Below are 20,317 nucleotides of genomic sequence, written 5' to 3'. Positions count from 1 at the left end.
ATGACGAACGAATTCCACGAGATCTTCGAATCGGCGGGCTGCGAAGGCGCGTTGTGCGTCCGCGCACTGGACGGGGCGGAGCGCGGCGCCGAGGTGGCGGTGCGCGCGGAGGCGGCGATGGCGCCCGCCTCGGTGCTGAAGGTACAGGTCGCACTGGAGGTGGAAAGCGCTTTCGCGGACGGCCGGCTGGACCCGCGCGAGCGGCTGCTGCTCCGGGCGGGGGAGCGGACCCCGGGCCCGGTCGGGCTGTCGCTGTTCGAGGACGACACCGAACTCTCGCTGCGCGACGCCGCGGTACTGATGCTGACGATCAGCGACAACGCCACCACCGACGCCCTGCTGCGCCGGGTCGGCGTCGACGCGGTGAACGCCACCGCCGCTCGGCTCGGCCTGACCGGCACCCACCTTGCCGGGGACCTGCAGTCCCTGCTCGACACCCTCGGCCGGGACCTCGGCCGCGCCGACTGGTCCGACGCGCTGGCCTGGACCGCCACCGCGAGCGCGGACGAGCTCGCCGCCGCCGACGACAGCCTGTTCACCGGCCGGGCACTGGACCCGCTGTGCTCCACCCGCACCACCGCCCGCGACATGGCCGAACTGCTGGACGCGATCTGGACCGACCGGGCCGGTCCGCCCGCCGCCTGCGCCCGGGTGCGGACCCTGATGGGCCGGCAGCTGACCAGGCACCGCCTCGCCGCCGGGTTCCGCCCGCCGGTACGGGTCGCCGCCAAGAGCGGCAGCCTGGTCGGCGTGGTCCGCAACGAGGTCGGCGTCGTCACCCACCCCGACGGGCGGCGGTACGCGGCCGCCGTGTTCACCCGCTCCCGCCCGGGCTCCGACGACGCGGCGATCAACCGCGCCATCGGCACCGCGGCGGCCCGCGCCGTCGCCCTGCTGCGCGGCGGGACCACCGGTGGATGACGGGGCGCAGGACTCCGGTCGCACCTCGGGGCCGGGCGCGCGCTGTGGACGTCGGCGGCTGGCCGCCGAGGACACCACCTGCTGAGCGTCGCGGGAATCGGGCGGGGGAGAGCTCCGGCCTAGCCAGCTGACTGAGCGCTTGCTTAGACTCGGTCGGGTCGGACCGGGCCGCCGGTCCCCCGAGCACGGGCGGCCCGCACCGCAGCCCTGGTGAACGCCGTCCCGCAGGAGAAGCCCCATGCAGGCCACGAACCGTCAGATCCGCCTCGCCCGTCGCCCCGTCGGCCCCGTCCGGCCGGAGGACTGGTCCCTCGTCGAGGAGCCGGTCGGCGCGCTGCCGGAGGGCTCCTTCCTCGGCCGGACCCGCTTCCTGTCGTTGGACCCGGCGATGCGCGGCTGGCTCGACGACCGCCCCTCCTACCTGCCGCCGGTCGGCCTCGGCGAGGTGATGCGGGCCGGCTCGGTGGTCGAGGTGGTCGAGTCCGCCCACCCCGGCTTCCAGGTCGGCGAGTTCGTCACCGGCACCTTCGGCGTCCAGGAGTACGCGGTCTCCGACGGCCGCGGCACCCACAAGGTCGACCCGGCGCTCGCCCCGCTGCCCACCTACCTCGGCGCGCTCGGCATGCCCGGCATGACCGCCTACTTCGGCCTGCTGGAGGTCGGCGCGCTCCGCGAGGGCGAGACCGTGGTGGTCTCCGGCGCGGCCGGGGCGGTCGGCAGCCTGGTCGGCCAGATCGCCAAGCTCAAGGGCTGCCGGGTGGTCGGCATCGCCGGCGGACCCGACAAGTGCGCCTGGCTGACCGGGGAGTTGGGCTTCGACGCGGCCGTCGACTACCGCACCGAGGACGTCCGCCGGGCGCTGCGCACCCACGCCCCCGACGGCATCGACGTCTACTTCGACAACGTCGGCGGCGAGATCCTGGACGCCGCGCTGACCAGGCTCGCCATGCACGCCCGGGTGGTGATCTGCGGCGCGATCAGCCAGTACAACAACGAGCAGTCCGTGCAGGGCCCCGCCAACTACCTGTCCCTGCTGGTCCGTCGGGCCCGGATGGAGGGCTTCGTGGTGTTCGACCACGCCGCCCGCTACCGGGAGGCCGCGAAGGAGATGGCGGGCTGGATCGCCGAGGGCCGGCTCACCGCCCGCGAGCACCTGGTGCGCGGCGGCATCGAGACCTTCCCCGAGACCCTGCAGATGCTGTTCAGCGGCGCCAACACCGGCAAGCTGGTGCTCGAACTCCCTTAGTCAGCAGGTCGGTTCAGCCGATCGGACGCAGCCGGGCGCCCGTCGCGGTGGTCGCCTCGACGGTGGCCGGGCCCGGGCCCGGATTGTCCAGCGCCAGGGTGCGGGTGGCCGGGGCGGGCTGGTCGACCCGGCGCCCGGCGGTGGTGACGGTGAGGCGGGCGATCCGGCGGCTCGCCGCCACCAGCAGGAACTCGGTACCGTTCGGCGCCCGCCAGCGGTACTGGGCCACGGTGTCCTGCGCGTAGCGGCTGCACGCCCGCCCCTCCGCCCGGCCCAGCCGCACCGTCCGGGCCCCGCCCGGCGGCAGCGCCACCGCGGCCGCGCTCCCCGAACCGTCCCAGTGGTCGGCCCGCAGGCAGACCCAGGCCAGCTCGCCCGCGTTCTGCGGCAGTGCCTGGTCGGCGAACTCCCACAGGTTCAACTGCCGTACACCCGGCCGCGCTTCGGGCACCTCGCAGGCCCCCGCCGCCCACCGCCGCAGCGCCTGCGTCCCCACCGCCTCGCGCGGCGGCCGGGCGGGCGCCGCAGGGTCCGGCGGCGGCGTCCAGGTCAGGTGCGCGGGCGTCAGACCGCCCAGGTCGGCCAGCAGGAAGGCGTGCTGCTCCGCCACCACCGGATCGGACCGCAACTGCAGCACCGGCCCCGCGCACCCCGCCGTCGGCGCGCCCGGCACCGGGTCGGTCACCCCCGCCACGACGCCGAGCGGCCGCTCCGCATTGTCCGGACGGTCCAACTGCCGGGTCGCCGCCGCCGCGACCCACGGTGCCAGCAGGTACCGCGTACCACCCGGGCCGCGGTGCAGCGCCACCGCCGCGCCCGCCGTCACGTCGCTGTCCTCCGCCGGGCCGAGTGCGAGTGCCGGGGCGCCGCCGTCCTCGGTGTACCGGGCCAGGCTCCGCCCGTCCGTCAGCAGCACCGTGCTCGCGCCGTCCACCCTTCCCGCGTAAAGGAGTTGGGTCGATCCGGCGGGTCCGGTGGCGGTGCTGCCCGGCTCCGCCGAGACGCCCGGGGTGCCGGGTGCGGCCCGCCGCCAGGCCGCCGCGGCGCGCTCCAGCAGTGGCGCGTCGTCCAGCCGGTCGCCGCGGGCCGGCCAGACGCCCAGGCCGAGCCGGGCGGTCTGCCGCCACAGGTCGTCGGCGCGGCGCTCGGGCGGGGCGGCGGTCGTGGCGAGTGCGGAACTCCCTTGTGTGTCCGGTGGGTTGAGCGCCGGAACGACCGTGGCGGTGAGGGCGGCGGCCAGGGTGGCGGCCACCAGCAGGACGGTCCGGCGACGGCGGCGCAGCAGGTCGCCGGGGCGCAGGTGCACCGAGCAGGCGTCGTAGCCGGGCGGCAGGTCGCCCGCGACGTGGTCCAACCCGCCGATCAGGGCGAGGAGTTCGGCCCCGGCCCGGGCCGAGGCGACCGGGGTCTCGGCCCCCGCCCAGGCCAGCACCTCGGCGGCGGCCGGGGCGTCCAGCCCGTCCAGGGCCTGCACGGCGAAACCGGCCCGCGCCTCGGCGGTCAACTCGGCCAGCCGGGCGTCCAGTTCGGCATCCGGGTCGCCCGGGGGCGTGAACAGGCGCAGCCCCCAGACCCGGGGCAGCGCCGGCCCGCCGAACCGGGGCCGCCGCAGCGCGGCCCGCAGCACCCGGACTCGGGCCGCCGGGTACCCGTCGTCCGCCGGCTCCGTCGGTTCCGCCGCCCCGGTCGGACCGCCGCCCCCGAGCAGCGGCAGCGAGCGCTGCACCGCCGCGTGCGCGGCCGTCACCCGGGCGTGCCGCCCCCGGTCGGCCGGCAGGGTCAGGTACGCCAGGCACACCAGCCGCCGGTAGTGCCGCACCAACGCGGCTTCCGCAAAGCCCAGTTGACCCTTCCCTGGCCGCTTCCCGGGGCCCGGCGCGGCGAGCCGCGGCCGGGGCAGCGTACGGAGATCCATCGACCGCTCCAAACCACGGCTCGGACTGCCCTGCATGTCGGCCGGATCAACGAGCGGCTCATCGGATGGTTGCGCCATCCGCGTGAACGGCTCCGCCCCGCGCCCCCTGTGCGCGGACCCCTGCTCGGCCCGCCCGGGCGAAAACCGTTCGAACGCGGGCGGCCCGGGGCGCTACCGTCCGGCCCGTGAGCACTGAACACCCCCTGGTGGGCGAGGAGTTTCCCGAACTGGTCGCCGAACTGGCCGCCCTGCTGACGGCGGAGGACGAAACCGCCCTGGCCGAACAACTGCCCGCCCTCCGCCTGGTCGCGGAGTGCGGCTGCGGCGACGACTTCTGCCAGAGCTTCGCCACGGCCCCCCACCCGCCCGGCACCCCCTGCGGCCCCGGCCACCGGTGCGTGCCGCTGCTGCCCGAACGGGGCATGCTGGCGCTGGACGTGCTGGACGGACGGATCGTGTACGTCGAGGTACTGGAGCGGCCGCCGCTGCGCCGGACGTAGAGCCCGTCGTCGAACCCCCACCTGCCCCCCAGCACCCGGCCCGCCCTCTCACCGCACCGGACACCGCAGGGTCGCGCCGGACGGTGGCGCTGTCGTAGCAGCGGGGCGCGGTGCTGATGGCCACCCGTTCCTCGCCCAGGTGACGGGGTCGCCGTCCACTGCCCCGCGCCGATCAACCGGGCCACCACGTCGCGGAGTTGGGCGGCGGTGATGACCGCGACATCGGCGCCGGGCTCCAGCCGCACCGCGTCCGGCACCGCCGTCCACGACGTTCGCCCGGTCTCCGGCGCGACCACGGACGAGTACGGCCGGCCCGGGACCATCCGGTGCTCGGCGTCGCCGCGGCCGAAGGGGGCCGAACGAGCGGTCCCGGCATGTCTGCGCGTCCCGCCCCGACCACGGCGAGACGTCCACCCGGCCCCGGTCCGGCGCACCGTACAGGGCCACCGTGCCCATGCCGGTGCTCGGGTGCGAGCGCCGGACCGACCAGGGTCTTCACCGGCCCGTCGCTGCACGGCACCGCGTCCGTCAGCTCGCACAGCGCGTCGCGCCGCACGGCCAGGCAGCTGTAGAAGACCCCCGGAGACGTGACAGTTCCGCGAACGGCTCGCCCCGCACACCCTGCTGCACCGCGCTCCTCACTGCGGCCTTCGCGTCAAGTCACCTCTCCCTTGAGCCGAGTTCAGGATCACGTGAAGGCTGTGCCCACGTCCCGGAGGCACCTGGACGAGTGATCACCGGGTCCGCTTGCTCGACGCCCAACGTGGGTGAGGATCTGCTCTCGCCGTCAGGACCGCGGGGCCCACGGGTCGTCGTACCCCCTCGGGTCGGGCTGCTCGGGGTGGAGCATCGTACGCAGGCAGCGCCGCAGCCCCGTCCCGCCGGATCCGCCGGCGGCGGCCGTCCAGGGCAGGCCGTCCATGGTACGGGCGCGCTCGTCGGTGGCGAGGCGGTCGACGGCTGCGCGCAGGTCGTCGGGAGCGGTTCCGTCGGTGAGGCAGAGCCATCCGATCGCAGTGGCCGGCCGGACCTCGGGGGCCCGGGCGTGGTCCTGCCAGTACGCGCGCAGCAGGCCGGTGGTCGGCGGGTCGGGGCGGGCACGGGCGATGTCGGCGATGGCGAGGAGCAGCGCGGCACAGACGTCCGGGGCCGGCTCGGCAGCGAACCGGGCACGGAGGGCGGTGCGGACCGTGCCGTCGAGGTCGGTGGCGGTGGCGGTGGCCAGGGCGTGGGCGGCACGGATCCGGGTCGCCGGGACAGGGCCGTGCAGCAGGGGCAGCAGGGGCAGCAGGAGGCGGCGTCGGCGGTGATCGTGGCCCGGGCCGCGGCGACCGACCAGCCCGCCGGGTAGCCGGTCACCTCGAAGCCGTAGCCGTCGTAGTCGTCCTGCCGGGGCCCGGCGCGGTGGAGCAGCAGTCCGGAGCGGGAGGCGACTCCGAAGTAGCGGGCGTTGGCCTGGTCGTTCACCTTGTCGGGGCGAGAAGGACAACGGCGCCGGGCGTCGGCGGGTCACAGCGCCCACCAGCAGTACAGCCGCTGCCGGGAAGCCCGGGCTCGCCGAGCCAGGCCGGCCAAGGACTCCAGGACGCCGACCGCGCCCTCGACGTCGATCCCCAACTGTCGGAGCTCGTCGGTCCTCGACCACGGCTCGGCGAAGCGCACGAGGTCGTCCTGCGCTGCCGAGGCGAGGGCAGCCATCAGGGTGTCGGTCAGGCTGACCACGAAGGCCCCGTCGTCCTCCGGGTCGGACAGCAGTTGCCCGGACCGCGGACGTCCGGTCGCTTCCTCGTAGCTGCAGTTCGTCATGATGGCTTCGAGTCGGGTGATCGCGACGACGGGGTCGATGTTCTTGAGGAAGACCACGTCGAGGGCCGCCGGCCCCGGTCCTCCCGGCGTCCGGAGGACAGCGACAGCGGCCTGGTCGTCGGCGGCAGAGAAGTAGTCGCACAGCGGCATGCCGACGATTCTGGCCCTCATGGCCGACAGCGGCACCGGCGGTCACGTTTCCGGGTGCAGGCACGAAGTTCGCGAAGCCGATCGCGCTGCCGTGCGCTGGTGACACTCCGTCATGTTCGTTGGGATGCCGACCGCGTGGGAATCGAGGCGTCGACACCGGAACGCGCTCCAAAGCCGTGCCCGGGCCGCCGGATTCCGTCCGAGCGGGTGCACAGCCGGTACGGCCGGCGCCTGGTGGACGTGCCGTGCGCCGGGCGGGGCGTCCTGGTCGACTGCGAGACCCGCCAGCCCCTGAACCTGTACCGGTCGAGCCCGCGCCGGAGACGGCCCGGACCGCCGAGGCCGGCCGAGCCCTTCCCGCAGGGGAAGGTCCTCGCGCCGCCGGCCGGCCGAAACCGGTCGCGGTGGCACCGGCCCCTGCGGGATGCTCGGGTCGTGCGCCTGAAGACCGACGGGCTGACCCCGTTGCCGCGGATGCTCCTGCCCGGCGAGTTCCTGCTCCACACCGACTTCCAGGTCGACCGGGACGGACGGGGGTTCGTCGCGCCGGGCGACCGGCTCTCCTGCGGGAACGGCGGTGCCGCGGTGATCTGCTCGACCGGCGAGCAGGACAAGCACCCGCTCCGCGACAGCTCCTGGACGGGCCGCTGATGGCGACGGGCCCGATGCGCATCGTCGTCCTGCAACCACCGGCGTGGCCGCGGGAGTCACCGGGCGATTCGCTGGCTCGGGCACTGGCAGTGCCGCGCATCCACCTCGGCGAGCTCGTGCGCGCTCACCTCCGCCGGGGCACCGACCTGGGAATCCGGTCCGCCGAGATCATGAACTCCGACAGGCGGCTCCCGGACGAGATCATCAACGAGATCGTCCGCGACCATCTGTGCCGCAGGGCCCTCACGGCCTTCCTCCTCGACCGGTACCCGCTCAACGCCGCCCAGGCGCTCGCCCTGGACGCGCTGCTCCACGAACTCGACATGCCCCTGGACAGCGTGCTGCGCCTGCACCTTCCCGAGCCGGAGGTGGAGCGGCGCGTCCGCCACCGGTCCGCCCGTCGCCTCTGCCGTCACCACCCGGCCCACGTCCACGAGCCGGCGGTGGACACCCTCGACACCGATGACGCCTGCCACGTCTGCGGCGGTGAGCTCTATCAGCGGGAGGACGACAGGGAGGAGAACGTCCGCAGTCGGTTCAGCAGCGACGAAGCGAGGGTGCAGCCCGTCGTCCGGCACTACGCAGGGCAAGGGCTCCTCGTCACGGTCGACGCTGTCGGCACGCCCGACGAGACAGCCGGCCGCGCGCTCACCGCGCTGCGACAGCATCAGGTGTCCACCAGAAAATGACAGCGCGTCTGCCGGTGCACAGCAGCGCGATCGGCTTCACGGAATGCGTTCCCGAACCGATGTCAGGGCGCTGGCCGGAGCTCCGTGGCCTCCACAGCGTGTCCGTGACGGCCGGTCAGCACTGGGTGCAGTCGCGCACCGGGGCGTCGGGGAAGGTGTCGTTCCCTTCCAGCCAGTCGGTCAGCCACTCCGCCAGGGTGTACTTCTCCGGGAACAGGAAGTGGCGGTCGCAGAGCCCGTTCGGGTCGATGCCCCACATGTCGCCCTGCGGTGTGCTGAGGTCGATGCACCACCAGATGCCGCATCCCATGGTGACGAGCGGGACCACGTGGGTCGGATGGACCCCCTCGTATGCGGACGACCACTCGCGATGGAGCCGGGTGAGGGAATCCGCGTCACTGAAACGGTGCGACGTTCCGGTTTCCACCAGCGGCACCACGTCGCCCCGGACGCCGAAGCCGCCGTTGGCGACCTCGCAGTAGATCCTCCGCAGCAGCCGCGGCAGGGGGTGGCCGACAGCGGCCTCGAACTCGTCGGCGGCCTCGACCGGAACGGGCGGAGGGAGCTCGTTGGCCTCGGCGAACCCGCGGACCTTGGCGATGATCTCGTCGTCGGTCCACGCTGCGGAGTTGGTCATGGCCCGGACCATAGAGGACCGCACTGACCACGCCGGAGCCTGGTGGCGACCGGGTCGGGATCCGAATGCCGAGGAGCCGGAACGGGGCCCGGCCGCACCTGGCTCCTTCGGGTGCTCCGGCCCGGTTCGCGTTCCTTTCGACCCGGCCGGAGCTCCAGGCGGGAGCGAGGCCGGCGGTCGGTCGGTCAGGAGTGGTCGTCGCTGGACAGGGTGAGCGTGACGGCGGTGCCGGAGGCGGTGGTGGCCAGGTCGAGGCAGACGGTGCGGACGTCGAGCAGGGCGCCGGTGCGGCGGCAGGCGTTCCAGCCGCCGGAGTCCTGGGTGAGCGGCCAGCCGGTGGCGGTCAGGTGGGTGCGGAGCCGGTCCGCGGTGTCCGGGGGGCCGTCGACGGTGAGTTCGCGGATGCAGTAGGTGGTGGAGCCGCCGCCGCACCCGGTGTCCCGGTCGGCGGTGATCCGCAGCCCGTCCGGCAGCGGCGCCACCTCGGCGGCGGCCGGGACGCGCAGCGGCGCCCCGAACGCGGACAGCAGGCCGCCGCCGAACAGGGTCACCACGCCCAGCACCAGGACGCAGGTGATCGACAGGGCCGCGCCGGTCAGCCGCCGTTCGCCGTGCTCGCCCCGGTGCACCGGCCACACCAGCACCAGCCCCAGCAGCAGCGTCACCACGGCGGTGCCGCCCGCCGCGACCAGGGCCGTCCAGTGGACCCCGTCCGGCAGCACGCCCAGCTCGGACCCGTACGCCACCGCGGCCGCCGCCGCGAGCACGGCCGCCACCACGGGGCGGACCCGGCCGGGCGGCGCGGTGAGCAGCCAGCAGACCGACGGCACGATCGGCACCAGCACTTCGAAGATCACACCGGACACTCTGCCGCCCAGCGGCCCGGTGCGGAAGGTCAGTGCACCCCCGGGTTTCCGGACCGGGACGGGCAGGCGAACAGGAGCGCGCCCGGGGCGCTCCCGTCGGGGTCGGTCAGCAGGTGGGCCTCGACGGCGAACCCGGCCGCGCGGAGCAGCGCCGCCATCTGCTCGGGGCGGCGGCGGTGGACGTGCACCTTCATCGGGTGGCCGCCGTAGCCCTCGGTCTTCAGCCGGGAGCCGTCGCCGACGTGGAACCCGAGCAGCAGCGGCCCGCCCGGTCGCAGCACCCGCCGGAACTGCCCCAGCACGCCCGGGAGTTCGGCGTCCGGGAGGTGGATCAGCGACCAGAAGGCGAGCAGGCCCGCGACCGACCCGTCCGGGAGGTCGAGCGCCGTCATCGTCCCGACCTCGAACCGCAGCCCGGGATGGTCGCGCCGGGCCACCTCGACCATCCCGGGCGAGAGGTCGACACCGAACGCGTCCACCCCCAGCCCGTGCAGGTGCGCGGTGACGTGCCCGGGCCCGCACCCCACGTCCACCACCGGCCCCCCGCCCGCGTCCCGCACCAGCCCGGCGAACAGCGCCAGCGCCGCCCGCAGGTACGGCGCCCCGGCCAGCACCCCGCGGATCAGCCCGGCGTAGTCCGCCGCCACCGTGTCGTAGGAACTCCTGGTGTCCGCGATCCAGTTCTCCACGACCGCCACCGTACCCGCCGCCCGTCCGGGCGCTCAGTCGGCCAGGGTGGCCGGGTCGGTGTTGGCGCCGCACAGGATCACGCAGACGGTTTCGTCCGGGGCCGGGCGGTAGGCGGTGGTGAGGGCGGCGAAGGCGGTCGCGGCGGCGTGTTCGACGGCGAGGCGGTGGGTGTCCCAGAGGGCGCGGCGGGCCCGGACGATCGCCTCGTCGGGGACCAGGACGGAGTGCACGTCGCCCTCCCGGGCCGCGTGCAGGGCGGTCATCGAGGCCCGGCGGGCGCCCAGCGAGTCGGCGGCCACCGAGTCCACGGGCACGTCCACCGGGTGGCCGGCCTCGATGGCCGCGTTCAGCGCCCGGCAGTGCTCCGGCTCGACCGCGACGGTCCGCACCCCGTGCTCCCGCGCCGCCGTCGCCACCCCCGCGAACAGGCCGCCGCCGCCCACCGACACCACCACCGTGTCCAGGCCGGGCACTTGGCGGCGGATCTCCGCCAGCAGCGTGCCCGCGCCCGCCGCGATCAGCGGATGGTCGTACGCGTGCGAGGCCAGCGCGCCGCTGTTCGCCGCGAACTCCTCGCACGCCGCCAGCGCCTCCGCGTACTCGCCGCCCGCCAACCGGACCTCCGCGCCGTAGCCGCGCAGCCGCGCCACCTTCACCGCCGGGGCGTTCACGGGCAGGAACACCGTCGCCCGCACCCCCGCCTCCCGCGCCGCCCACGCGCACGCCAGCCCCGCGTTGCCGCCCGAGGCGATCGTCACCCCCGCCGCCGGCAGCGTCCCCGCCTCCCGGTGCGCCCGGACGAAGTTCTGCGCGCCCCGAGCCTTGAACGACCCGGTGTGCTGCAGCAGTTCGAGGGCCAGCCGGACCCCGCCGCCACCCCCGTCCGGGGTCACCGCGACGGGCCGGACCCGCCCGGCGATCCGGTCGGCGGCCGCCGCGACATCGGCGGGGGTGAGCACGGGGACGGGCAGCAGCTGCACGGCAACGCTCCGGAGGATCGACGGCGGGACGGCGGGAGGGCCTGATGGCGGGAGGGCCTGACGGCGGGACGGACGGTGGGACGGACGGGGCCGAGAGTACCCGCTCGTCCCGCCGGGCCGGCTCCCATCCGTTCCGGCCCGGGCTCCGAAGGACGGGTGGGGACGCCTGGTCCCCGTACCGCCCCGCCCGGTGGGGCGACCTCGTCGGATCGACGCGCCGCCGGGCCCGAGCACAGAGGCGCGCACCGCCATGACTCTCGCCGTCGTCCTGTTCACCCAGGACCTGCGCCTGCACGACAACCCCGCCCTGCACGCCGCCCGGGCTGGCGCCGACCAGGTGGTGCCGCTGTTCGTCGGCGACCCGGCGGTCGCCCGGGCCGGCTTCGACGCCCCCAACCGGGTCGCCTTCCTGGCCGGCTGCCTGGCCGACCTGGACGCGGGGCTGCGCCGGATCGGCGGCCGCCTGCTGGTGCGCGAGGGCGACACCGCCGAGCAGACCGCGAAGCTCGCCGCCGAACTCGGCGCGGCGGCCGTGCACGTCGCCGCCGGGGTCAGCGGCTACGCGCGGCGGCGCGAACAGCGGCTGCGCCGGGCGCTGGGGGAGCGGCTGCACGTCCACGAGGGCTCGCTGACGGCGGTGCCGCCGGGTGCCGTCACCCCGGCCGGGCGCGACCACTACGCGGTGTTCACGCCGTACCACCGGGCCTGGCAGGAGGTCCGCCGCCGCGCCCCGCTGCCCGCGCCCCGCACCCTGCACACCCCCGAGGGTCTGCGCGGCGCCCCGATCCCCACCGCGACGCCCACCGCGCGGGTCCTGCCGACGCCCGGCGAGAGCGCGGCCCGCCGCAACTGGCAGCACTGGCACACCGATTCCTACGCCGACCTGCACGACGACCTCGCCGCCGACGGCACCTCGCACCTGTCGCCCTACCTGCACTTCGGCTGCCTGTCCGCGAACGAGCTGGTCCACCTCGCCGAGCGGCGCGGCGGGCCGGGCGCGGAGGCGTTCGTCCGGCAGCTGGTCTGGCGGGACTTCCACCACCAGGTGCTGGCCGCCCGGCCCGCCGCCGCGCACGCCGACTACCGTGTCAGGGAAGGCAGTTGGCGCACCGACCCGGAGGAGTTCGAAGCCTGGCGGACCGGCCGGACCGGGTTCCCGATCGTCGACGCGGGCCTGCGCCAGCTCGCCGAGACCGGCTGGATGCACAACCGGGCCCGACTGCTGACGGCGAGCTTCCTGGCCAAGAGCCTGTACCTGGACTGGCGGCTCGGCGCCCGGCACTTCCTGCACCACCTGGTGGACGGCGACCTCGCCAACAACCAGCTCAACTGGCAGTGGGTGGCGGGCACCGGCACCGACACCCGCCCCAACCGGGTCCTCAACCCGCTGACCCAGGCCGACCGTTACGACCCCGACGGCGCCTACGTCCGCCGCTGGGTCCCCGAACTCGCCGACCTGCCGGGCCGTTCGATCCACCGCCCCTGGCAGCTCCGGCACCGCCCGGCCGACTACCCCGCCCCGCTGATCGCCCCCGACGCCACCGCGCGGCGGTTGCGCGCGGCCCGGGCGGCGGGCGAGGAACGGGACCGGGGGCAGGAGTCGCTGCCCGGCCTGAGCTGACGAACCGTCAGGAACCTGCGTGGGCCGTCCGGGTGAACCACGCGCGTCGTCACCCACCGTGCTCCGGGGAACGGACGGGCCGGCCCGGAATCCGGTACCGCCAACCGGAGGAAATCCTGTGCAGATCGTCGGGTCGACCAGCGAATTCCTCCGTCAAGCGGAGCCGGGCCATGACATTTCGCGGAAATTCCTCCCCTTGACCGCGAAATCATCACCTCCGGCAGGATTGCCGCGGCCGGAATCGGGCACAGGCCGCATACCCCCAGCGATCCCGGAGAAAGGCACCAGAGTGGCACTGAGCGTGAGCTACGGGGAGCGATACGGCTGGACCGTGGTCCAGGTGGCCGGCGAGGTGGACATCAGCGGAGTGGCCGCACTCCGCGAGCGCCTCCAGCGGCTGATCACCGACGGCTGCCTGCGGATGGTGGTCGACATCAGCCGCGTCGACTTCTGCGACTCCACCGGCTTCGCGGTCCTGGTCGCCACCCGCCGCATGCTGGCCTCCCGGTCCGGCCTGCTGCGGCTGGTCCTGCCGGGGCCCGAGACCCACACCCGCAAGATCCTCCAACTCTTCGGCATCGAGCGGATCTTCGACGCGCACGACTCCGTCGAGGACGCCCTCGCCGACCTCCGGGGGGCCGTCCCCGCGAAGGGCACGCCGCCCGAGGGTGCGCTGCCCGAGAACGCGCTGCCCGAGGAGGCCGACGAGCCGGACGCCGTCGAGGTCGTCCCGCGCCAGCGCGAGGGCAGCCCCGTGGCCGCCGACTGAGCGCCCGGCAGCGGAACCTGACGGACCGTCAACGGCGACGGCCCGTCAACACCCGTGCCTCAGGCGGGAGTTCCGAAGTCCTGGGTCCACCACGGGCCGCCCGCGCCCAGGTGGATGCCCACGCCGAGTTCGGTGAACTTGCAGTTCAGGATGTTCGCCCGGTGGCCGGGGCTGTTCATCCAACTGTCCATCACCGCCGCCGGGTCCTTCTGCCCGCGCGCGATGTTCTCGCCCCAGCCGCTCCACCGGTACCCGGCGGCGTCGATCCGCTGCTGCGGTCCGGCCCCGTCCGGGTTCGTGTGGTCGAAGAAGTTGCGCGCCGCCATGTCGTCCGAGTGCCGCTGCGCCGCCGTCGCCAGCTGCCCGTTCGCCCGCACCGGGCCGCAACCCGCCTGCGCCCGCTGGGAGTTGACCAGGTCCAGCACCTGCTGGCCGAGATCCGCGGACCGCTTCGCGGCGGTCGCCGCCGTACTACTGGCGGCGGGCGCGGGCGGCGCGGGGGCCTGGGCCTTGACGGACGCGGACGGGGTCGGGGACGGGGAAGCGCTCGGGGAGGGCTTGGCCGGGGGCGACGCGGACGGTGCGGCCGAGGCACTCTCCGCGGCGGCCGGGGCCGTGCCCTGGGCCGGGTCCACCAGCGCCACCGCGGTCGGCGCCTGTTCGGCCTCGCCCGTCGCGTCCGGCGGGTCCTCCAGACCGAGCACCGCCAGCAGGCCGACGGCCACCGCCACCACCCCGCCGCCGACCAGCACCCGCGCCGGACCGCGCCGCCGCGCCCCCCGGTGACCCCGACGCGCCCCCGCCCGGCGCGAACCGCCCTGCGGCCCCCGCCGGTGCGACCCCGCCGGACGCGCTGCCGGCCCGGCCCCCGAGCGGGTCAGCACCGCGTCCAGCAGCCGCCCGTCCGGCAGCGGCACCATCGCCAGCCCCGCCAGCAGCCCCTCCGCCGGGAACAGCCCCTGCCGCTGCTCCGAGCAGCGCGCGCACTCCCGGACGTGCCGGCCCATCCGCTTGCGCCACAGCGTGCTCGGCACCCCGTCCCAGGACGCCGTCAGCTCGGCCAGCCACGGGCACGGCGGCACCGCCGCCAGCGCCCGCACCACCAGCCGGGCCGCGTCCAGCTGCCCCTTCATCCGCTGCACCCGCACCGCCGCGTGCTGCGGCGTCACCTCCAGCGCGGCCGCCAGCTCGGGGCGGCTCAGCTCGCCCGCCGCCTCCAGCCACCACAGCGCCAGCAGGTCTCGGTCGCCCTCGTCCAGCCAGCGGGTCGCCTCCGCGACCTCGCGGCGCTGCTCGGACAGCCCCAGCCGGACGATCGTCAGGCCCACGAAGTCCCCCGCCGGATCGGCGACGGCGGCCGGGTCCGGCACCGCGTCCGGCCCGCTGTCGCGGAACCGGCGGCGGACCTGGTTCACCGCGATGGCCACCAGCCAGCTCCGGAAGCCCTCCGGCTCCCGCAGCCCCGGCAGCCCGTCCACCGCCCGCAGCATGGTCTCCTGCACCACGTCGTCGGTGTCCGGATGCCCGGCCAGCGCCCGGCCCACCACGTTGTACACCAGCGGCAGATGCCCGCCCACCAGCTCCGCCACCGCCTGCCGGTCGCCGCGCTGCGCGCGCTCGACCAGCGCCGTCACCCGCCCACTCTCCACAGCCCGGACCGCCCTCGTGCTCTCGCTGCCTGCCCTCACACCTTGGGAGATCCACCGACCAACAGCTGATAACACAAATCTCGGGAGAAACTCCTGGGCCGACGCGAAGCATAAGCGAGAGCCCCCGCCGGGGAACTTCTCGGCACACGCTGGGTGATCAGGGAGCCCCGTCAGGGGCCCGGGGAACGGCGGGGCCGAGGGGCTGGTGTCCGACGGGCCGCTGGGCGCTGCCCCGTTTCGGGCCGAAGGTCTTTTGGCCGACGCCCCGTAGCGCCCCACTGTGTTCCGGCCCCACGCCCCTCGGCCCCGCCGTTCCCCGGGCCCCTGATTTCTCCCGTCCTGCCTCAGAAGATCTGCAGCGAGGCCCACAGGGCCAGGACCGAGGCCGCGAGGGTGGTCGGGACGGTGAGCAGGCCCAGGCGGGTGAAGGTGGCGGCGCTGCTCGCGGGGGTGAGGCGGCGCCACAGCAGGATGGCGAGGGAACCCGCGTAGGTGAGGTTCGGCCCGAGGTTGACGCCCAGCAGGACGGCCAGCACCGGGCCCGGCCCGGAGGTCGCGGCGAGCGGGACCAGGAGCAGCGTCGCGGGCAGGTTGTTGACCAGGTTGGCGAGCAGCGCGGCCAGCCCGGCGAGGGCGAACAGCACCGGCAGCGAGTCCCCGGCCGGGACGAGCGCGGCGAGGTGGGCGGAGAGCCCGTTGTCGACCACGGCCTTCACCACCACGCCGAGGGCCAGTACGAACGCCAGGAACGGCACCGCCGCGGCGTCCACGATCCGGCGCGGCGTGGTCCGCCCGTCCCGCAGCGCCCGGACGGCCAGCACCAGCGCGCCCGCCGTCGCCGCCCACGCGGGGGAGAGGTCCAGCGCGGAGGCCAGCACGAACCCGGCCAGCGTGCCCGCGACGGTGAACAGGGGGAAGCGGGGCAGCCGGGGCCGTTCGGCGGGGACGGGGTGCTCGGCGGGGACGGCCAGGTCGGCGGCGAAGAAGCGCCGCAGCACCAGGTACTCGACGCCGACGGCGGCCAGCCAGGGCAACGCCATCAGCGCGGTGAACCGGCCGAAGCCCAGGCCGCTCGCGGTGAACGCCAGCAGGTTCGTCAGGTTCGACACCGGCAGCAGCAGCGAGGCCGAGTTCGCCAGGTGCGCGCACGCGTACAGGTGCGGGCGGGCCCGGACCCCGAGCACGCCGGTGGTGGCCAGCACCACCGGCGTCAGCAGGACCACGGTCGCGTCCAGGCTGAGCACCGCCGTCACCACGGCCGCCACCGCGAACACCTGCCGCAGCAGCGGCACCGGCCGCCCGCCGGACGCGCCCGCCATCCACTGGCCCAGCGCCCCGAACAGGCCCTCCTCGTCGCACAGCCGGGCCAGCACCAGCACCGCCGCCAGGAACCCGACCACCGGCGCCAGCCGTCCGATCTCGGCCCACGCCGCCGACGGCGACACCGCCCCCACCGCCACCAGCAGGCCCGCCGCCGGCACCGCGGTCACCGCCTCCGGCCAGCCGAACGGCCGCCGCACCGCGCACACCAGCACCACGGCCAGCAGCACCAGCGCCAGCGCTTCCGCACCCATCCCCGCCACCTCCGGCCCTCTCCTGCCCGCGCGCAAAGGTTCCATCCAAACACCCGCCGACCAGCCCCTTTGCGCCGGGGGAGCGGGGACGGCAGGCTGACCGGCAGCGAGCACCGGACCCACGGGAGGCGACATGTCCGTCCAGCGGAACGCGCAGTGGCTGCGGAAGGCGGCGGCGACCGGGTTCTCGGTCGGCTCGACCGGCTCCTTCCTGTCGATCGGCTGCGCCTACTCGGTGCTGTCCGTCGGCTCGGTCGGTTCGGTGCTGTCGCTCGGCGGCCTCGGCTCCGCGCTGTCGGTGCTCTCCGTCGGCTCCTGGCGCAGCGCCGGCTCCGTGCTCTCCGCGGAGTCCGTGCTCGCCGTCCTCTCCTACCGCTCCGTGCTCGCCGTCAGGGCGGCCCGGAAACGGCGCGGGGCCGGACCGGCGGTGGCCGCCCGCTGAAAATGCGGTGCGCCGGGGCGGCGTGGACCGCCATCGTTGCCCCATGACAAGTGCGGCCCTCGAAGGCGCGGTGGCGGGACTCGGCGTGGCGGTGCCACTGGGCGCGGTCGGGGTCCTGCTGCTCCAGGAGGGCCGCCGCGGCTGGGCACCCGCCGCGGGTGGGGCGACGGCTGTCGCCGCGGTCGACGGCGCGTACGCGACGGTCGCGGTGCTGGCCGGCCCGCGGGTCGCCGCGCTGCTCGCCGGGCACGAGGGCGCGGTGCGGGCCGTCTCCGCGCTGCTGCTCGGCGCGATCGCCGTGCACGGCCTGCTCGGTCTGCGGGGCGCCGCCGAACCCGTCCCCGCCCCGTCCGCGCGCGGCGCCGGCCGGGCGTTCCTGCGCTTCGCCCTCCTCACGGCGGTCAACCCCACCACCGCCCTCTACTTCACCGCCCTGATCGCCGCCCGCGGCACGGGCGCCCACGCCGGAGCCACGGCCTTCGTCACGGGCGTCTTCCTCGCCTCGCTCCTGTGGCAGCACCTCCTCGCCGCGGCGGGCGCCTTCGCGGGGGCCCGGTTGGGGCCGCGCCTGCGCCGCACGACCTACGCGGTCGGCTACGGACTGGTCGGCCTGCTGGCACTGCGGCTCGCGCTCTGACCTTCCGACCTTCCGACCTTCGGCCCGAAACGGCGTGGCGCCCCGCGGCCCGTCGGCCACCCGCCCCTCGGCCCCGCCGTTCCCCGGGCCCCTGAAGGCATTTCCTGGGAACCGCACTCCCTACGTCCAGGCGACGGCGACGACGGCTGCGGCGGCCGTCGCGGTGGCCACGGTGTAGAAGGCCCAGGGCTGCTTGGTGCGCATGCCCAGCAGGGCGACGGCGGCGATCAGGGCGTCCAGGGCGAGTTTCACGCCGGTCTTCGCGTGCAGGACGGGGAGGTCGAGGGAGAGGCGGGTCCAGACCAGGCCGGCGCCGGTGACGAGCTGGACGATCGCGCTGGTCACCATGTAGCCGCCCGCGACCGGGTCCTTTCCGCGCACCTGGTAGAAGACGCCGCCCAGCAGCGCGGCGAAGCCGAACAGGTGGAAGACGAGGAACACGTACCGAAGGATCTGCATGTCGGTGGTCTTTCTCCAGCGCCGGAACGAGGTGGCGGCCGCCCCCCGGGGGAGGGCGCCCGCACCCTGGACGGGGCAGCGGCCCGGCCCGTGACATCCCGTCGGGGAGACGTGCGTCACACCGGTTCGTGTCACAACGGCGGGGGCCGCCCCGTCCATGGGGTGCAAGCACGGACCGATCCGGAGGAGCACACGATGGACGCACGACTGGACTACTTCGCCGCCCCGATCGCCGGCCGGGCGCTCAAGCACGTCATGGCGGCGGGTCGGACCCTGCAGGAGTCGTCGCTGCCCGCCGCGACGCGGGAGCTGGTGGCGCTCCGGGTGAGCCAGATCAACGGCTGCTCGGCCTGCGTCGACATGCACCTGAAGGAGGCCGCGGCGGCCGGCGAGAGCGCGCTGCGGCTGGGCATGGTCGCGGTCTGGCGCGAGGCGACGGTCTTCACCGAGGCCGAGCGCGCCGCGCTCGCGCTCGCCGAGCAGGGCACCCGGATCGCCGACGGGGCGGCCGGGGTCGACGACGCGACCTGGGAGCGGGCCGCCCGGCACTACGACGGGGAGCAGCTGACGGCCCTCGTCATGCTGGTGTCGTTCATGAACATGGTGAACCGGCTGAACGCCATCACCCGGCAGCCCGGCGGCGGTTACCAGGCGGGGCAGTTCCACTGAGCCGGGGTTCCCCGGCGGGGGCGGAAGTGCCAAGATCACGACGAGCCGGACGGTCCGCGGGAGCGCGGGCCGCCCCGGCTCCGTATCGGGCCCGTCCGGCACCCCCGGACGGCACGCACCGCAGGGGGAGAGTCGCGTGGGCAAGGTCGAGGAGTTCGAGGAGCTGCGGCCGCTGCTGTTCTCGATCGCGTACCGGATGCTGGGCAGCGTGAGCGAGGCGGAGGACGCCGTCCAGGAGAGCTGGCTCCGCTACGACGCCTCGCCGACCCGGCCGGACTCGCCCCGGGCCTTCCTGTCGACCACCGTCACCCGGATCGCCCTCGACGTGCTGCGCTCCGCCCGGGTGCGGCGCGAGGCGTACGTCGGGACGTGGCTGCCCGAACCGCTGCTCGACGACCCCTACCAGGACCCGGCCCGGGCGGCGGAACTCGCCGACTCGGTGTCGATGGCGGCCCTGCTGCTCCTGGAACGGCTCAGCCCGCTGGAGCGGGCGGTGTTCGTGCTGCGGGACGTCTTCGGCTTCGGCTTCGACGAGATCGGCGCGACGGTCGGCCGCACCGAACCCGCCTGCCGGCAACTGCTCGTCCGGGCCCGCCGCCACATGAGCGAGGGCCGCCCCCGGTTCGCCGCCGACCGCCGGGAACGCGAGGAACTGGCCGGACGGTTCTTCGCGGCGCTCTCCCGGGGAGACCTCGCCGGGCTGCGACGCGTGCTGTCCGCGGACGTCGAACTCGTCGGCGACGGCGGCGGCAAGGCCCCCCAGCTGGCCCGCGCCGTGGCCGGCGCGGAGAAGGTGGCCCGACTGCTCGCCACCGTCCACCCGCTGATGACGGAGACCGGGATCAGCTGCGAGCCGTGCGAGGTCAACGGGGAACCCGGGGCGCTGTTCCGCGACCGCGACGGCCTGGTCCTGCGCGTGATGTCCCTGGAGGTCCTCGACGGCCGGGTCCGCACCGTCCGCACCGTCATCAACCCGGACAAGCTCGCCCACCTCGGCCCGGTCGCCGACCCGTGGGCCGTCGACCGCGAACTGCGCCGCATCCGCTAGGCACACGCTCGGGCATCCAGGGGCCCGGGGAGCGAAGCTCCAGGGGCCCGGGGAACGGCGGCGCCGAGGGGCTGGTGTCCGAGAGGCCGCTGGGCGCCACCCCGTTCCGGGCCGAAGGCCCTTGTCATTCGGCTGTCATTCGGCCTGCAGCCAGGTCCGCGCCGCCGTGTCCAGGGGAAGGCCGAGCGCGGCGCAGAGGCCGACGACGGTGCCGAAGCCGGGGCTGGGGAGGCGGCCCATCTCGATCTTGCGGAGGGTTTCGGGGGAGATCCCGGCGCTGTGCGCGATCGTCGCTGGGTCGCGGCCGGCCCGGGTCTCGCGGAACAGCGCGCCCAGGCGGCGGCCGGCCTCGATCTGCTCGGGGGTGAGGGGGACTCGGACCATGCCGACACGCTACT

General features: G+C 75.3%; 22 protein-coding genes. 11 read left to right on the top strand and 11 right to left on the bottom strand.

Annotated features, from left to right (window positions below; genetic code table 11):
- Both ACIOHG_RS35290 and ACIOHG_RS35285 read left to right on the top strand, forming a co-directional pair.
- A complete protein-coding gene (locus ACIOHG_RS35290) occupies positions 1–921 on the top strand; it encodes a serine hydrolase (RefSeq protein ID WP_400957088.1) in 921 nt (306 codons plus the stop codon).
- A gap of 238 nt (positions 922–1,159) precedes the next feature.
- On the top strand, positions 1,160–2,167 hold the full coding sequence (locus tag ACIOHG_RS35285) for an NADP-dependent oxidoreductase (RefSeq protein WP_400957085.1): 1,008 nt from the start codon (positions 1,160–1,162) through the stop codon (positions 2,165–2,167).
- Positions 2,168–2,180: 13 nt separating this feature from the next.
- Here the strand turns inward: ACIOHG_RS35285 and ACIOHG_RS35280 are convergent, their stop codons facing one another.
- Positions 2,181–3,986 (bottom strand): hypothetical protein, encoded by a 1,806-nt coding sequence (locus tag ACIOHG_RS35280; protein WP_400957082.1) that lies wholly within the window; start codon positions 3,984–3,986, stop codon positions 2,181–2,183.
- A 281-nt stretch (positions 3,987–4,267) separates the two neighbouring features.
- On the opposite strand from ACIOHG_RS35280, the gene ACIOHG_RS35275 reads away from it, so the two are divergent.
- Positions 4,268–4,582: a hypothetical protein gene (locus ACIOHG_RS35275; protein WP_400957080.1), complete on the top strand. Its 315-nt coding sequence runs from the start codon at positions 4,268–4,270 to the stop codon at positions 4,580–4,582.
- A 787-nt stretch (positions 4,583–5,369) separates the two neighbouring features.
- Here ACIOHG_RS35275 and ACIOHG_RS35270 read toward each other — a convergent pair.
- Positions 5,370–6,095 carry a hypothetical protein gene (locus ACIOHG_RS35270; RefSeq protein ID WP_400957078.1) on the bottom strand — a complete coding sequence of 242 codons (726 nt, stop codon included), beginning with the start codon at positions 6,093–6,095 and terminating at the stop codon, positions 5,370–5,372.
- Positions 6,092–6,559: a hypothetical protein gene (locus ACIOHG_RS35265; protein ID WP_400957075.1), complete on the bottom strand. Its 468-nt coding sequence runs from the start codon at positions 6,557–6,559 to the stop codon at positions 6,092–6,094. The genes ACIOHG_RS35270 and ACIOHG_RS35265 overlap by 4 nt, the downstream gene beginning before the upstream one ends.
- A 414-nt stretch (positions 6,560–6,973) precedes the next feature.
- Here ACIOHG_RS35265 and ACIOHG_RS35260 point away from each other — a divergent pair, with 414 nt between their 5' ends.
- Together ACIOHG_RS35260 and ACIOHG_RS35255 are read left to right on the top strand one after the other, a co-directional pair.
- Positions 6,974–7,189, top strand: coding sequence for a hypothetical protein (locus ACIOHG_RS35260; RefSeq protein ID WP_400957072.1), 216 nt, complete (start codon positions 6,974–6,976; stop codon positions 7,187–7,189).
- Between the two features lie 14 nt (positions 7,190–7,203).
- Complete coding sequence (locus ACIOHG_RS35255) at positions 7,204–7,878, top strand: adenylate kinase family protein (protein WP_400957069.1); 675 nt, start codon at positions 7,204–7,206, stop codon at positions 7,876–7,878.
- Positions 7,879–7,993: 115 nt separating this feature from the next.
- Here ACIOHG_RS35255 and ACIOHG_RS35250 read toward each other — a convergent pair whose 3' ends face one another.
- From ACIOHG_RS35250 to ACIOHG_RS35235, 4 genes are all read right to left on the bottom strand, one after another.
- Positions 7,994–8,515: a hypothetical protein gene (locus ACIOHG_RS35250; RefSeq protein WP_400957066.1), complete on the bottom strand. Its 522-nt coding sequence runs from the start codon at positions 8,513–8,515 to the stop codon at positions 7,994–7,996.
- 185 nt (positions 8,516–8,700) lie between these two features.
- Positions 8,701–9,372 carry a hypothetical protein gene (locus ACIOHG_RS35245; protein WP_400957063.1) on the bottom strand — a complete coding sequence of 224 codons (672 nt, stop codon included), beginning with the start codon at positions 9,370–9,372 and terminating at the stop codon, positions 8,701–8,703.
- A 38-nt stretch (positions 9,373–9,410) separates the two neighbouring features.
- Entirely contained in the window at positions 9,411–10,070 is a 660-nt protein-coding gene (locus tag ACIOHG_RS35240) for a class I SAM-dependent DNA methyltransferase (RefSeq protein ID WP_400957060.1), read from the bottom strand.
- Between the two features lie 33 nt (positions 10,071–10,103).
- Complete coding sequence (locus ACIOHG_RS35235) at positions 10,104–11,051, bottom strand: serine/threonine dehydratase (RefSeq protein ID WP_400957058.1); 948 nt, start codon at positions 11,049–11,051, stop codon at positions 10,104–10,106.
- Between the two features lie 250 nt (positions 11,052–11,301).
- Between ACIOHG_RS35235 and ACIOHG_RS35230 the strand changes: the two genes are divergently transcribed.
- Positions 11,302–12,672, top strand: a complete 1,371-nt coding sequence (locus tag ACIOHG_RS35230) for a cryptochrome/photolyase family protein (RefSeq protein WP_400957055.1) — start codon at positions 11,302–11,304, stop codon at positions 12,670–12,672.
- Positions 12,673–12,961: 289 nt separating this feature from the next.
- Positions 12,962–13,441 (top strand): STAS domain-containing protein, encoded by a 480-nt coding sequence (locus tag ACIOHG_RS35225; protein ID WP_400957053.1) that lies wholly within the window; start codon positions 12,962–12,964, stop codon positions 13,439–13,441.
- Positions 13,442–13,500: 59 nt separating this feature from the next.
- On the opposite strand, the gene ACIOHG_RS35220 is transcribed toward ACIOHG_RS35225, so the two are convergent.
- On the bottom strand, positions 13,501–15,075 hold the full coding sequence (locus tag ACIOHG_RS35220; protein ID WP_400957050.1) for a sigma-70 family RNA polymerase sigma factor: 1,575 nt from the start codon (positions 15,073–15,075) through the stop codon (positions 13,501–13,503).
- Between the two features lie 359 nt (positions 15,076–15,434).
- Complete coding sequence (locus tag ACIOHG_RS35215; protein WP_400957048.1) at positions 15,435–16,664, bottom strand: SLC13 family permease; 1,230 nt, start codon at positions 16,662–16,664, stop codon at positions 15,435–15,437.
- Positions 16,665–16,797: 133 nt separating this feature from the next.
- Between ACIOHG_RS35215 and ACIOHG_RS35210 the strand changes: the two genes are divergently transcribed.
- Together ACIOHG_RS35210 and ACIOHG_RS35205 are read left to right on the top strand one after the other, a co-directional pair.
- Positions 16,798–17,106 carry a hypothetical protein gene (locus tag ACIOHG_RS35210; RefSeq protein ID WP_400957045.1) on the top strand — a complete coding sequence of 103 codons (309 nt, stop codon included), beginning with the start codon at positions 16,798–16,800 and terminating at the stop codon, positions 17,104–17,106.
- Between the two features lie 43 nt (positions 17,107–17,149).
- Positions 17,150–17,743, top strand: coding sequence for a LysE family transporter (locus ACIOHG_RS35205; protein WP_400957042.1), 594 nt, complete (start codon positions 17,150–17,152; stop codon positions 17,741–17,743).
- 120 nt (positions 17,744–17,863) lie between these two features.
- Here the strand turns inward: ACIOHG_RS35205 and ACIOHG_RS35200 are convergent, their stop codons facing one another.
- Positions 17,864–18,202: a hypothetical protein gene (locus ACIOHG_RS35200; RefSeq protein WP_400957040.1), complete on the bottom strand. Its 339-nt coding sequence runs from the start codon at positions 18,200–18,202 to the stop codon at positions 17,864–17,866.
- Between the two features lie 195 nt (positions 18,203–18,397).
- On the opposite strand from ACIOHG_RS35200, the gene ACIOHG_RS35195 reads away from it, so the two are divergent.
- Both ACIOHG_RS35195 and ACIOHG_RS35190 read left to right on the top strand, forming a co-directional pair.
- The gene (locus ACIOHG_RS35195) at positions 18,398–18,871 is read left to right on the top strand and encodes a carboxymuconolactone decarboxylase family protein (protein ID WP_400957037.1); all 474 of its coding nucleotides are present in this window, start codon (positions 18,398–18,400) and stop codon (positions 18,869–18,871) included.
- A 136-nt stretch (positions 18,872–19,007) separates the two neighbouring features.
- Positions 19,008–19,919, top strand: a complete 912-nt coding sequence (locus ACIOHG_RS35190) for an RNA polymerase sigma-70 factor (protein WP_400957034.1) — start codon at positions 19,008–19,010, stop codon at positions 19,917–19,919.
- 135 nt (positions 19,920–20,054) lie between these two features.
- Here ACIOHG_RS35190 and ACIOHG_RS35185 read toward each other — a convergent pair whose 3' ends face one another.
- Entirely contained in the window at positions 20,055–20,303 is a 249-nt protein-coding gene (locus tag ACIOHG_RS35185; RefSeq protein WP_400957031.1) for a helix-turn-helix domain-containing protein, read from the bottom strand.
- Positions 20,304–20,317 lie beyond the last annotated feature (14 nt).

Origin of the sequence: Kitasatospora sp. NPDC088134 (genome assembly GCF_044741705.1) — a bacterium.
Taxonomy (GTDB): Bacteria; Actinomycetota; Actinomycetes; order Streptomycetales; family Streptomycetaceae; genus Kitasatospora.
Note: the sequence above shows the minus strand (reverse complement) of the source record. Positions and strands in the feature narration are given on the sequence as shown.